General features: G+C 47.7%; 13 protein-coding genes. 6 read left to right on the forward strand and 7 right to left on the reverse strand.

All coding sequences use genetic code 11. The features are described 5' to 3' along the window. The first annotated feature begins 219 nt into the window (after positions 1-219). Together ACFSB2_RS10915 and ACFSB2_RS10920 are read left to right on the forward strand one after the other, a co-directional pair. Positions 220-975, forward strand: a complete 756-nt coding sequence (locus tag ACFSB2_RS10915) for a nucleotidyltransferase domain-containing protein (RefSeq protein WP_377943078.1) — start codon at positions 220-222, stop codon at positions 973-975. A 431-nt stretch (positions 976-1,406) separates the two neighbouring features. Further along, the gene (locus tag ACFSB2_RS10920; protein ID WP_377943079.1) at positions 1,407-2,144 is read left to right on the forward strand and encodes a DUF5694 domain-containing protein; all 738 of its coding nucleotides are present in this window, start codon (positions 1,407-1,409) and stop codon (positions 2,142-2,144) included. Positions 2,145-2,276: 132 nt separating this feature from the next. Here the strand turns inward: ACFSB2_RS10920 and ACFSB2_RS10925 are convergent, their stop codons facing one another. After that, positions 2,277-3,065: a class I SAM-dependent methyltransferase gene (locus tag ACFSB2_RS10925; protein WP_377943080.1), complete on the reverse strand. Its 789-nt coding sequence runs from the start codon at positions 3,063-3,065 to the stop codon at positions 2,277-2,279. Positions 3,066-3,232: 167 nt separating this feature from the next. Between ACFSB2_RS10925 and ACFSB2_RS10930 the strand changes: the two genes are divergently transcribed. Next, positions 3,233-4,153 (forward strand): aminoglycoside phosphotransferase family protein, encoded by a 921-nt coding sequence (locus ACFSB2_RS10930; protein WP_377943081.1) that lies wholly within the window; start codon positions 3,233-3,235, stop codon positions 4,151-4,153. Between the two features lie 266 nt (positions 4,154-4,419). Here the strand turns inward: ACFSB2_RS10930 and ACFSB2_RS10935 are convergent, their stop codons facing one another. The 4 genes from ACFSB2_RS10935 to ACFSB2_RS10950 all read right to left on the reverse strand — a co-directional run bounded on the left by ACFSB2_RS10935 (position 4,420) and on the right by ACFSB2_RS10950 (position 7,459). After that, positions 4,420-5,211 carry a phytanoyl-CoA dioxygenase family protein gene (locus tag ACFSB2_RS10935; protein WP_377943082.1) on the reverse strand — a complete coding sequence of 264 codons (792 nt, stop codon included), beginning with the start codon at positions 5,209-5,211 and terminating at the stop codon, positions 4,420-4,422. A 69-nt stretch (positions 5,212-5,280) separates the two neighbouring features. Further along, positions 5,281-6,060, reverse strand: coding sequence for a M55 family metallopeptidase (locus ACFSB2_RS10940; protein ID WP_377943372.1), 780 nt, complete (start codon positions 6,058-6,060; stop codon positions 5,281-5,283). A 121-nt stretch (positions 6,061-6,181) separates the two neighbouring features. Beyond that, entirely contained in the window at positions 6,182-6,910 is a 729-nt protein-coding gene (locus ACFSB2_RS10945; RefSeq protein ID WP_377943083.1) for an HAD family hydrolase, read from the reverse strand. A 132-nt stretch (positions 6,911-7,042) separates the two neighbouring features. Then, positions 7,043-7,459, reverse strand: coding sequence for a hypothetical protein (locus tag ACFSB2_RS10950; protein ID WP_377943084.1), 417 nt, complete (start codon positions 7,457-7,459; stop codon positions 7,043-7,045). 191 nt (positions 7,460-7,650) lie between these two features. On the opposite strand from ACFSB2_RS10950, the gene ACFSB2_RS10955 reads away from it, so the two are divergent. Together ACFSB2_RS10955 and ACFSB2_RS10960 are read left to right on the forward strand one after the other, a co-directional pair. Next, entirely contained in the window at positions 7,651-7,968 is a 318-nt protein-coding gene (locus ACFSB2_RS10955; protein ID WP_377943373.1) for a DUF3892 domain-containing protein, read from the forward strand. A 414-nt stretch (positions 7,969-8,382) separates the two neighbouring features. Beyond that, complete coding sequence (locus ACFSB2_RS10960) at positions 8,383-9,435, forward strand: methyltransferase domain-containing protein (RefSeq protein ID WP_377943085.1); 1,053 nt, start codon at positions 8,383-8,385, stop codon at positions 9,433-9,435. Between the two features lie 127 nt (positions 9,436-9,562). Here ACFSB2_RS10960 and melA read toward each other — a convergent pair whose 3' ends face one another. Beyond that, positions 9,563-10,855 carry an alpha-glucosidase/alpha-galactosidase gene (gene melA, locus ACFSB2_RS10965; protein WP_377943086.1) on the reverse strand — a complete coding sequence of 431 codons (1,293 nt, stop codon included), beginning with the start codon at positions 10,853-10,855 and terminating at the stop codon, positions 9,563-9,565. 213 nt (positions 10,856-11,068) lie between these two features. Here melA and ACFSB2_RS10970 point away from each other — a divergent pair, with 213 nt between their 5' ends. Further along, on the forward strand, positions 11,069-11,950 hold the full coding sequence (locus ACFSB2_RS10970) for an AraC family transcriptional regulator (RefSeq protein WP_377943087.1): 882 nt from the start codon (positions 11,069-11,071) through the stop codon (positions 11,948-11,950). A gap of 96 nt (positions 11,951-12,046) precedes the next feature. Here ACFSB2_RS10970 and ACFSB2_RS10975 read toward each other — a convergent pair whose 3' ends face one another. Continuing rightward, positions 12,047-13,015, reverse strand: coding sequence for an LppP/LprE family lipoprotein (locus tag ACFSB2_RS10975; protein WP_377943088.1), 969 nt, complete (start codon positions 13,013-13,015; stop codon positions 12,047-12,049). Between the last annotated feature and the right edge of the window lie 177 nt (positions 13,016-13,192).

Here is a 13,192-nt window from a genome sequence, read left to right on the forward strand (position 1 = left end):
CGCTTACACGATAATAATACCCTTTATGATCCAAGAACTGTAACACTGATGCTGTAGAAAAAGGCTGTTGAAATCCAACCGGGTTTCTCAACAGCCTGACAATAGCTTTGTGTTTCTTTAGCAGGCTGTACTAAAAAAGGTGAATATATTATGTTGCACAAAAGTGGTGCGAACCTTTTGTATCTTTAATGCGCCTTATAGCTAGGGGGGATTATATATATGGGTATTCGAGTCGAGGGGGAACCACCATATCCGACAACTCAAGAAGAACTGGATAAATACTGCAACCGTTTCATCCAAGCCTTACAAAAGTATCTAAGGGATCGTTTGATTAGTATTCATTTGTGTGGTAGTTGGGCACGCGGAGAAGCTAACCCACCAGAGAGTGATGTAGACTTAATGGTTATCATCGACAAAATCGATGAACAAACTTCTAACGCATTACAAAAGGTTTGGCAAGAGACAAACATGGGGTGTGCTAATGTTGTCGATTTATGCGAAATCGCATCCGCACCAACAGAATTAATGGCAATGATGTCTGATCATCACACTGTACTCTTTGGTACAAACCCGTTTCCTAAGCCAACAAAGGAGAGATATGCTCAAAACCTAGCGGACGTCGCAAGTACAATGGGGCTGTATGCACGGTCTCGGGAATATTACCATTGGGAATCGAGTGAGAGAAGGATAAGCCTCCTAAAGCAGTTGAACGCCAAATATATGCTTAAGTGGGCTTTGAGAAATCTAGTGGCGATTCGAACGGGTGCCATTCCAGCAACGTACAACGACCTAAAACAACAGCTGAAGGGTACAGATGAGGGGGAACTACTGAACTGGGCTGAGAATGTAACGGATACGGATTATTCGACCGTTATAAAGCAGTTAGAAATCTCTAGGCGCTTTAGCCTATACACCCAAAAATGGCTTGAAGAAAGTTCTTCAGTACGAAAAAACGGATTAAACGAGCGTACCTAAAATGGCTCATCTTCGTAGATAATTCCGATAGCAGACGTGGCACTAGAGGAGACTCAAAAAGGGGACGAAACACCGGTTATTGGCCTAATTAAAAGCATCGAAAGACAAACAAAGACCGAGGAGATTTCTCCTGGGTCTTTTGCTCTATCTTAGGAAACACAATATAGTTGTGTTTCTTTCATGTTCTGTTCCTAGTAAGAAAATGCGTCTGTAGTCTGATGTAATCGCCTTCTTAAAGCACTATCCTTAAAGGAAGTGAATTCCAACTATCAAAGGTTTAACTTTGGCTATAAAAGTGAAATTCGCTGAATATACGAAGAGCATGGGAGGACGGTTGATTCGTACATTCATAATCCAACCAATCAAAGGATCTTGAGAGTCAACAAAAGAATGGGGTTTGGTTGCTTTAAGAGGAGGTTACAAGGATACGTATGGACGCTATGCCTGCTGTAATGGTACTCGGAGTATTCCATTTTAGATATCTTGAAGATGTAATGCACCCTCGTCGTCAGAAGGAAATTGAAGAATTGGTAGAGCACATCAAAAAATTTCAGCCTACCAAGGTAGTTGTAGAGGTAGTTGCTGAGCAAAATGAAGATCTCAATCGAGAATACCAGAAGTTTGTTGGTAATGGGTGGACAGGTGATGATAAGTGTCTTTTAGATTCCCCTGGTAACGAAGTATACCAACTAGGCTTTCGTGTAGCTCGTGACCTCGGTCATAAGAGTATCTATGCCATCGATTGGATGACAGTCGAACAGGATGATAAGGAATTCATGGAACAAGGATTTGCACGAGCTGAGAAAATTCAAGCAGAAATCCTAGAAGAACAAAAAAAATGGGTTCAACAGGCAAGCGAAATATTGTCTGATGGAACAGTAACGGATGCAATACGTAGTCATAATAACGAAGAATACGAATTTCTAACTCACCAAACCAATATTCGCCATACAGCGCTCCTTGGGGAGCATCCGGCATATGTGGGAACTCATTGGCTGCGGTGGTGGTATCAAAGAAATCTAATTGTGTATTCAAACGTGGTGCGTTTGGCAACGGAAAACACGGATAGGGTTCTGGTCATTTTCGGATCAGCTCATAATTACCTTCTAAAGCAGTTCTTTCGTGATAGTGGACTGTTCGAAGTGGAACTGGTGCAAAAATATCTTTAGGTAAAAGTCATGTAAAGACCGAAGGGCCTATCCTCGGTCTTTACTCTATTTTAGGAAACACAATACCATTGTGTTTCTTTAGGTTCTGTCGTTAAAAAGTCTCCTATAGTTTAATAACGATGTTGTCAGTGTTCATGGATTTAATGGGGTCAACTGCACATCAACCTTGTCAGCAACTAGCGTATAAAACTCAGGGAATGTGGGGTCTTGAGCGTTTCGTATTTCCTCGAATGTCCGTATGAACAGCCCTTGAGATGCAATGGAAGTAATGATATCCCCTATAGTCCAACTTCGTGTTGCAGTCGGACTTAAGCCAGAGCGTTCCCCTTCCGGGAGCAATTGAGCAAACGCAACTGGACCTTCATGAATGCTATCGTCGAAGTAGTTGCCAGTCGGGTGTTTGAGAAGGTTGGTGACTTTCCATGCTTTGGCAAAGGGGTGGAAATCGGTGAGGAGATAACGACCGTTTGTACCCAATCTACGATTAACTACAGAAAAAATAGGATTGAGGTCTGTGAAATAGTGAAGGATACCAAACTCCATTAACACGATATCGAAATGCCCCAATGTGTCCTCGTTGGGTATATTTAAGGCATCAGAACAAATGTAATTCAACTGTACATCTGCGGCTTCTGCTACCTGTGTAGCGTATGCTCGATTTTCCTCGGATATATCAACTACAGTTACATCAGCGCCCATCAGGGCTAAAGAAATAGCTTTACGGCCGTGGGAGCCAAGGAGATTCAGCACTCGTTTGCCTGTTGGATCACCAATGTACTTCAGCCAGTAACGTAGAGTATGTGTAAGTTTTTGCTTGAGTTCCTCGGCTAGCTGACTTGGTGTCCCAAATTCATGAATCCAAGCCTGATACGCCTTTGTTTCCCATGCAGTCTTGTTTGTATGGGACAGTTGCTCTTGCATACACAGACCTCCCAGAGAAAAATTGGTACTACGGATTATGATAAACTATCATACGACGTTAAATTGTCAATCATTTTTTGAATATTACGATCCATTTTAGTTCAAGAAGTCGACGTAACACCCGATATTGGACATTCTCTAGTACTAAGAACAGGAGATAAATGAGGATGACGTTAGTACCTGACAACTTTAAAACAAGAGTACGAGAGTTATACGGACAAGCAGGTGAAGACTGGTTGCAAGCGTTGCCTCAAGTTCTGGACCAATGCCAGCGCCGGTTTGGTATCCGCTTCGAGGGTCCATTTGAGAATCTTTCCTGGAATCTCATTCTGAAGGCAAAGTTGAACGATGAAACGCCTGTCGTGTTTAAGCTTGCAGTGCTGAAGGAAGAAGTGTCTAAGGAACTGCGTGTGCTCCGTGCACACGCAGCGCATGGAGCGATCCGCGTCATCGAAGCGGATGAAAATCTAGGGGCGCTTGTGCTAGAACGCGCGGAGCCGGGCACACCGCTATCCACCATCGAAAACGACGACTTGGCAACGGAGATTTTCACGGACGTCTTTCGGCGCCTTCATGGCGCGCCAGTCAATCATGATTTATATCCGTCCATCAAGGAGCACTTTAAGGCCATCAAAAGATATTATGATCGATCCGGCGCTTTGCAAGGCCCTCTTCCGACGTATTGGGTGAAGCGCGCGATGCAAACGTTACAACATCTCAACTCGACAACCAAGGAACCCGTGCTTCTTCACGGAGATCTGCACCATGACAACATCTTGCGACAAGGGATAGGGAACTGGGTCGTTATCGACCCGAAGGGAATCGTAGGCGATCCGCACTTTGACGCAATTCAATTTTTGCTTAATTATGAGGACCGTGGCAGCGATGTCGATACGCTACTATATCGCCGAATAGTCATCATCTCCAAACATTTGGATTTAGACCCGCATCGCATCGCCATGTGGGGTGTCGCACGCGGTATCCTTGAGGCATGTTGGATCCTGGAGAATGGGGGCTCAAACTGGTCCGAGGGCATCCGTATTACAGAACGATTCGCGAAATGTTTGGACGCATTGGGCGGCCCTTAATTTTTCTCTGCATGTTGTGTGGTCCTAATCTCAAAATCACCGTATTCTTGAACGAATATCCCTTGTTTCACTCAAGATACCCTCCTTGAACCAGCCTCTATGGACGAGATGCTGGTTTGGAATCTGCAATAGCTAACGGCGAGCGCCTTATATCCCCATAGCTAAAGCAAGGGGGTTTACGGCTCTTCTGATAAAATACACAGGTTAGCCTCTGATCTCGTCCTCCCTTTACTTGACGGGGCTCTGCCCGTTTCGCCCCTCACCAATCACGCCAAAATATTCTTGGGTGGTTCAATGCGCGTTGCCATGGTCGTCACCATCATTCTCGGTATCTCCCGATTATTGGGTACACCCGTATGGAAGCAGTCTGAATTCATGATGAAGGCGTCTCCAGCAGACCCATGCAGTTCCACAACGCGAAGGTCCACGCCGTCGATGACCTCGCCCTCCTTCATATACCGTCTTACCCGATCAGACTCATCAGATTCGGGATGCTTACCCAGCAATCCCGCCAGCCACGGATAAGTGGAAGCAAGCGTTGACTTTATCGCCCGTGGATGTGGCGCCAGACCAGTGCTAGCCACGTACTGGTTAACGAGGTGGTGAGAGCCGGTAAGGACGAGCGTACCTCCGCCCTGGTGGTCTAGGTCGTCCAACAGGACAAAGAGTTGAACCGCCCTTGGGTGCGATGAACCGACATCAATGTGCCAGCCAGCGGTCGGAATGATCCAGGGAATATCCGGCTGCGGAAATGTGACCAAGACTCGGCCACGTTCCCTTCGCCATAAACGTCTTCCGAGTAAATCGTCGATCACATCGGATACAACCGCATTGCCAATCCCGTCAAAGACCCCGGAGCGAACAAGCGGTTGAAAACCGCTGAGTGGCGTTGTTGTGACCGGCCAGGTTCCTTTACGCTCGCGCTCGATGCCTTGGTGGTCTTTCAGATACGTCCAGATCCCATCGCGCATCGTTCCGGCCTCGGATGCGGCTACAGCACCCGGTAACCTTAGAAGACCGGAGTGATCGAACTCATCTAGTTGGTCTTGTGATAACATCCCTTATCCTCTCCTTTTGAGCGGGGCATCTGAGGCATCCACAAAAAAATGCGCCCGGAACGAAGACCATTACACAGGGAAATCTCTAAGATCATCGCCATAGATGCGAATCGTTCTATCGTTGATTCGCTCGACTGTAGGTCCCTTGGCGCCTTCACCCTCTTGTAACGGATTCAAATACCCGATTTCCAAGACAAAAGGTGAAGCAATTTGTGAGAAAGGTGGAATTTCTGAAATTCTCTTAACAGCGCGAGTAGCGCCTTCACGAATGACAGAACATGCTTTATCCGAACTTAAATGGCTAGCTGATTCTATGCCAAGCCCATGCTTGACGATCGCGGTTTCAATTTCTGGAATGAACATACGCGCCTCCAACGCCGCTTTATCATCACCTGATAAAAAAATGGTCGGTACGTTTTGTAAACCTGCCAAGAGCGCTCTTGCTCCAAATTCTCCAATGAATATGCCGTTTAACTTATAATAGGCGATTGTTCTGGAAGAATAGGTATGGCACAAAGGGGCATTAATGGTGCCTGCCATCGCATGTTGCCCGACAAACAAGAGTGCATCATATCCCTTCAGTTCTTTGTACGGATGACCTTCTCTAAGGTAATTGCCACCGACCAAATTTTCACGGTTCAAGCCACCTGGTCCGTGACCATCCCATACGTCAATGCGGCAATCTGGATAAACGTAGCGTATTCCCTGGATACAGGCATTTACCTCTCTGGCCAGCCGCTCTTTTGCATTCTGTATCTGTTCAGGCGTACCATCTCCCGGTCGCGTCTGTTTGAAGCTGTCTACTTCCGCTGGTCCTTCAAGATCCGTTATGATAAAGAAACTTCGCATCAAAAGTGCACCTCCAATTTAGGCGAATACATACGCTACTATATGTGGTATTGCTGCCGAATAGCTGAATAATCAGAACTGATATATTAAAAGCTCTACGTGCGTTATCACAAGCTACAGTTTAACCACTCGTACTTAGAAATTCCGGAAGGTCAACAATGGAGCTAATCTGCTCCATCCCGTTCAAATCAGTAGGCGATGAAGAAACAATCATGACTCGCGCACCCAGATTTCTCGCCCAAATGCCTGCCTTTGCCCTATCTTCAACGACTAGCGCATCTGCAGGGTCTACACCTGCACGGGCAAACAATCGCTCATAATACGTACCGCTCAACTTTAATGCTCCGACTAAGTCAATACCATACAACGTTCCAAAACAATGCCGTATACCCATGGACTGTAAATAATCTTCTAGATCTCGTGAAGCTTCTCCCGATGCCGTATGCATCGTGAAACCTTGCTCATATACCATTTTAACAGCCTCTGCAGCACCTTCGATAGTCGCTTGAATTCGTGGGCAGACAAACCTACTAGCGTCTGAAGCAATTTCGACACACCGCTCGAACGTGGGCGTAGATATCCCCACAATTTCGCACATTGATTTCATCCAAAAATATCTTTCCTTAGCTATAAAACATTCGTAATTACCGCCAGCCTGGATCCACAATTCCATTAAGAATTCATCGGTATACCGGCCAAATACACTTTTGTTTGCCGTCGACCACTGCTCAGTCGTTCCATCTAATACAGTTGGAATATAGGCCGCTAACACGTCTTCCCATTGCGGTTCACGGACTCGGTTATCACTTAATACGCCGCCATCGTCAATAAATAAAACAGGAGTCTTCAACCCCATTCACCTCCATCTGATTACGCCACTAACCTACTACTGGTAATAAATCTCTAAAACTTAAAAGAGGTCAATCAATCCGCTACCGAATTGGTTGACCTCATAATACGAATGCCTACGAAACTTGAGCAATTAATCTTCAGTGTCGTTGTCATTATACAAAGACAAATCAAATTTCCCTAATCCACTCTCTTCAATTGATAGCTGCATCTTTTTACGGATATCGTCTATTTCTTCGGCATGCTGTCTGATTTCATTAAATAGTGCAGATTTTCCTTTTATGCCTTCGATAATAAGAATGGAAGCTGCTTCAGAACGGCTTTGGGCTATATTGGCGGATACGAGGTCGTCAAGGTATTTAACCACTTCGTCGCTTAATCGAGCCGTTATGACATTGGACCTACGTGTATGCATCGCATCTCGAATTTTCTGAGCTTTGTTTAACCCTTCAATGGCTTTTTGGAATTGCTGATCATTGATTTCACCGATTTCATGCAATCTCTGTAGTTCTTCCTTTTGTTCCTCGATTTGACCTTCCATCATCCACATACATCGTCACCTCTTGGGCATGGTTTATAATTACATGTATACACCTAATCAATCTAAATGTATACATGTAATCACGAAACTTTTCCACTGACTATCCATCAAGCATGCGATATATGTGGAATTAATTAAAAAAAGAGGAGGGGAATTCCCTCAAATGCAAACGAACAGGCTTAGAATGCTTTGTTTTGCACATGATAAGCTTGGGAGGGATCACGTTGGCTGATAAATTTGAACAAATATATGCGGATTACCTGAACCAAAACAAACCGACACAGATGGCGGATGACGGGAAAGAAAAAATCGTCGCTGTGCGCAAAAATGACGATGGCGACATCATCGCCATTCGCACAGACAAAGGCCGTGATTTGGATTATGTGACTGCGCTGAACGAAGCGAAAGCAGGCAACTTATCTCATGTCGATGTCTTTCACAAGTACGGGCGTGATATTTTACGAAGCGAACCGGACGGAATCAAGGAAAACAATTTGGACAACCTGCCGCAGTTTTGAATGATTGACGGCAACCCAACCACCCTTGCACTTGCTTGATTTTTCAATCCATCGCCTGTACCATGGACAGCATAAAAGCGTTTTCGTATGTCAACGAATCTGCAATATGGAAAAGAGGTCTCCACATGACAATGGCAGTGTTCCTGAAGGTGAAGTTCATTCCCGCGAACTGAATCATGCAATCGCCAAGCCATCGGATGAATTCGGTAAACACCCCTACTTATTTGATTTAGGCAAAAGGCGATTGGCACTTGGAACATGGTCATCTCTTTGACCCAAATATGATGTATCGGCGCTGTGCAAAGGCCGGAATATTCGGGTCACCATCAGCAGATTCGATGTGGAGAGAGCTGCAAATGACATGTTCATTTGCAGCTCTTTTTGTCGTTGCAGCGGATTATTGGAGGAATCAAATTGCCAACATCTATTCATGAACAGACGCTCTTGGCGACCGTTTTGCCAGGGCTTGAATCGGTGGCCATCGACGAAATCACAACAAAATTGCCGAAAGCATCCATCGTCGGCGTCTATCGTGGGAGAATTTTGTTTAATACTCAACCACCGTTTGACCATACGACCCAACTGAGAAGTGTCGATAACATCTACATGCTGATAGAGCGCTTTAAAGTCGGGCCGCATAAAGCAGATTTGGCGCAATTGTGCAGCACCGTTGCCAAAATCGACTTACTGCCATTTGCAAAATGGGTATCTTCCTCGCTTGACAGCCCTACTTTTGTGGTCAACGCAAGCAAGAAAGGAAAGATGACATACAGTCGATTCGACGCCGCAGATTCTGCTGCCGAAGGCATTTTGCGTCGTCATCCGAGGTGGGTAAAAGGGCAGCTTGATGAGCATCAACTGGAGTTTCGTTTGGACATTGACCAACAAGATGCCCTCTTCTCTCTGCGCATGACGGCGGCTGATTTTCGCTTTCGCGGCAAACAGCGCTTGTTTACAAAAGCGGCCTTACGCCCGACTGTAGCCCACGCCCTCGTGTGGTGTTCAACCCCTGAACCGACCGATTCCTTTCTCGATCCCTTTTGCGGATCGGGCACCCTCGTCTGCGAACGGATGCATTATCCCGCTGCGCGTATATGTGGCAGCGATATTTCCGAAGAGGCGATTTCAGCCGCCAGAGAAAACGTTCCTCTCCCGCACACCCAAGCGGCATTTCAACGATGGGATGCACGGAACCTGCCAGTGGATGCCAAATCCATCACCAAAATCGTCACGAATCTGCCTTTCGGCCGCCAAATTCTCCCGCATGACGACTTGTCTGGTTTATATGCGGATGTGCTGCAAGAGTTCAAGCGGATTTTGGCTGATGACGGTGCTGTGTATGCCATCACGGATCAAACCGATACACTTGCGCGCGCCATCGCGACAACTGGGTTTCAACATGAGGCGCTGGCGACCCTCAGTCTAAAAGGGACACTGCCGCAATTGTTCTGTTTGCGCCATGGATAAATGATGAGGCGTCTACACTTTACCAGCAACCGAATGTAACGATAGACACAAAAGCAACCCACCAAGCCGGATAAAACAGCTTGGCGGGTTGCTGGCGTTTACTTGTAATGCAACTGTTTACTCAAGATCAGACAAACTTCGGCAGCCAATCGCCATGCGCTGCGATGAGATCATCACAGAGCGAGACGATTTCATCCAAGGTCAGTTCCGCGGACGTGTGCGGATCTAAGAACGCGGCGTGGTAGATGTGCTCTTTCTTGCCAGTGAAGGCGGCCTCCAACGTCAACAATTGCGTATTGATATTGGTGCGATCCAACGCGGCCAACTGCGGCGGCAACGCGCCGACGTGACATGGCGTAATGCCGGATCTGTCCACCAGACACGGCACTTCGACGCAAGCCTCGTTCGGTAGATTGGTGATCAATTGCGTATTCATCACATTGCCAGCGATTTTAAAGGGGACATTCGTCTCCATTGCATCGATGATATAGGACGCGTATTCGTGTGTGCGCTCGTGCGTGATGTTGACATTGTTCACGACCTCGTCGCGCATTTTTTCCCAGCCTTCAATCTGGTTGACACAGCGGCGTGGGTATTCGTCCAGCGGGATGTTCAACTGGTCAATCAATTCAGGATGGGTCGATTTGATAAAGTATGGCATATATTCTGCGTTGTGCTCCGAGGATTCGGTCACATAGTAGCCGAAGCGGTTCATAATCTCAAAGCGGACCATGTCGTGATGCTTTGTCTTTTGCTTCTCTTTTGCCCGTTTTTTGATTTCTGGATAGAGATCTTGCCCGTCACGCGTGACTTCGAGCAACCAAGCCATGTGGTTGATGCCCGCAATTTTCCACTGCACACCCGTATCATCCATGTCCAAACTCTTGAACAGGTGCGGCACACAAGCTTGCACACTGTGACAAAGGCCGACCGTTTTGATGCCTTCGCGGTTCATAGTGGAGGTCAGAACAGCCATTGGGTTGGTGTAATTGAGAAACCAAGCATCCGGGCAAACTTCGCGAATCGCCGCCGCAAACTCGCGCATCACCGGAATCGTGCGCAGCGCGCGGAAAATGCCGCCAATGCCAATGGTGTCGGCAATCGTCTGGCGCAGCCCGTATTTTTTGGGGATTTCAAAATCGGTGATGGTGCAGGGATCATATCCACCGACCTGAATGGCGTTGACAACGTATTTTGCGCCGGAGAGCGCCTCTTTGAGATCTTGATACGCACGAATGGTCACGGTGCTCTTCAGACTGGTTTTAAGATTGGAAAGCATGCTGTGCGACTCCTGCAGCCGCTGTTCATTGATATCGTACAAAGCAAACTCGAACGATTGCAGACTCGGCACGGTCATACAATCACCGAGCACATTTCGCGCAAAAACGGTGCTGCCTGCACCCAAAAACGTAATTTTCAACTGTATTCACTCCCACTAAACTATCATATAAATTCACTTATACCGTGACATTAACCCGTGACACGGATGCGGTTCAAGGGTAAAAAGGCGTTCATCATAGGTAAAAAATTGACCGGCTTGTCCACTTGGATTTCTTGATTTTATCTATGATTCGCTGTATGTCATGGTAAAATTGTGACATATCTTGCTGTGACGCACAGGAGAGGAACCTGCATGGAAAGCACAAAAGGCAATCATATGGTGGTTGGCTATCACACGATGATGGAAGGCGCACAGGGGCTGCCCACCATACTGACAGTGGGGCACGAACTGCGGACGGTCACGGACAACTACGACTGGCCGTGTGAAACGCGTGAAGATGCCCACTGCATATTGCAATATACCGTCTCGGGGATGGGCGAGATCGAAATTGAAGGTGTGTGGCATTCGGTGCCGGCGGGACGGGCATTCCTGATTGAGGTGCCTGGTCCGTTTCACTACCGCTTACCCGCGAACAGCGACCACTGGGAACTGCGTTTTGTCTCCCTATCTAGGGAATGCCTGCCGTGGTGGTCCCACATCGTCACTGGCCTGGGCCGACTCGTCCACTTTGATGCAAACCATCCTGTTGTCCGCAAAATAGAAGCGCTTTGCAAACAAGCGCTGACGAACAACACCAGTGACGCCTTTCACAATTCAGCGAAGGCGTATGAGCTGTTGATGGAATTGTACCGTGTACTCTACGAGCTGCCTGGTGACGAACACTTGCCGTACACGGTGCGCCGCGCACTGCAATTTATCGAGCAGGAACTGTCTGCCCCCATCGGGTTGCCGGAAATCGCCAACACAGCCGGGGTTTCCAAGTTTCACATCATTCGGCTGTTTCGCGAACATGTCGGTGAATCACCGACCCAGTATCTCATCAAACGGCGCATCCGCAGCGCGGCCAAACTGCTGGTTGAAACCAAGCTGACCATCGATGAAATCGCCCGCCAGACCGGGTTTCAAAATGGCAACTACTTTGCCAAAGCATTTCGCAAATGGGTACACGCCTCCCCATCTGCCTTTCGCCGCAACGCGCACCGCCAGGGGATCGAGCAAATCCGCATCACATGATGACGCAAGCTGTGAAAATGAACAAGGGTCGATCCGCTGCCGGATCGACCCTTGTTTCAAACGATTCCGCTAGTTGCTAAGTGCATGCCCGCGTGGTCACTGCCCATCCGCAGCGGGTGCCTGCACCTCGATGCCGTTGGTCACACCTGCGGCCAAAGCTGCAGAAGGCGACATCTGCTGACCATTCCAAGTATATGTCACAGACTGCGGCGGCAAACTCGGCGCGACCATCGGATCATCTTTGGCGTAGTTGGCATAGGTCACCACAAAACCATGCTTGGCGTTCGGTTTTACCGAATTGATCTGCGCCGCTTCCGTGGTGGCGTTCAAACCAATGAATTGATTGTTGTGGAAGAAAAAGACCAACTGTCCATAGCCGTCAGCCGTCGGATTGCGCGTGCCGACGACCGCCGTCAGATAACCGCCGTTTCCGTCAGAGACAACGACCTGCTTGGACGGCATGGCGAAATTTTCCTGACTGTCCCCAACTTCTGTCGTCGCTTGCATCACCTGATTGACAACACTGCTTGGCGTCAACACGCTTTGCTCGTTGAGCGTCCAATTCTGCCCGTCCCAATTCCCTTGCACAGCGAAGTGGTTTTGCAAAAATTGATTGATGTAGTAAACGGGCACATAGGTGGTCTGCACGCCGGACGCCGGATCTTTTCTGACCAACTTAGGCGCAACTTGATACTGTGTGCCATTCACGATAAAAGCCATCTCATTGGCCTTCAATTGGCGCGTTTGCGGCGCCTCTCCCGTCGGCACCTGCCAACTGGACGGCGCAATCAACGTCAGATCCTGACCGTTCCACTGCGTTGTCACGCCGACAGATTTGAGCGCTTGCGTCAAATAATACAACGGCACATAGCTTGTCTCCACACCGCTCGATGGATCCACCGCCGTCACGTGCGCTGGATTGGACACATTGGTCCCATCCATATACACATGAGTGACCAAAGCTTTTTGCGCCGTCGCTGCCATCACTGGCGTCGCCAACAGTCCCTGTGCAAGCAGCAAACCACTCATCACCATGCCTGCCGCCAAACTTTTTTTCAATCTCATCACCCAAATTCACCTTCCACTTGTCCGTCGTCATCTATCAGTTCATATCATCACCTATAAGACGAAACGTGGAGATACAATGTGACAAAAATGATGGATATATCGGCATATTTTATCATTTGCGATGCCTTAGACAGCCATGCGTGACATTTACAGCGGAAACATGAAGGTAATATT

Origin of the sequence: Alicyclobacillus fodiniaquatilis (assembly GCF_042678105.1) — a bacterium.
Classification (GTDB): domain Bacteria; phylum Bacillota; class Bacilli; order Alicyclobacillales; family Alicyclobacillaceae; genus Alicyclobacillus; species Alicyclobacillus fodiniaquatilis.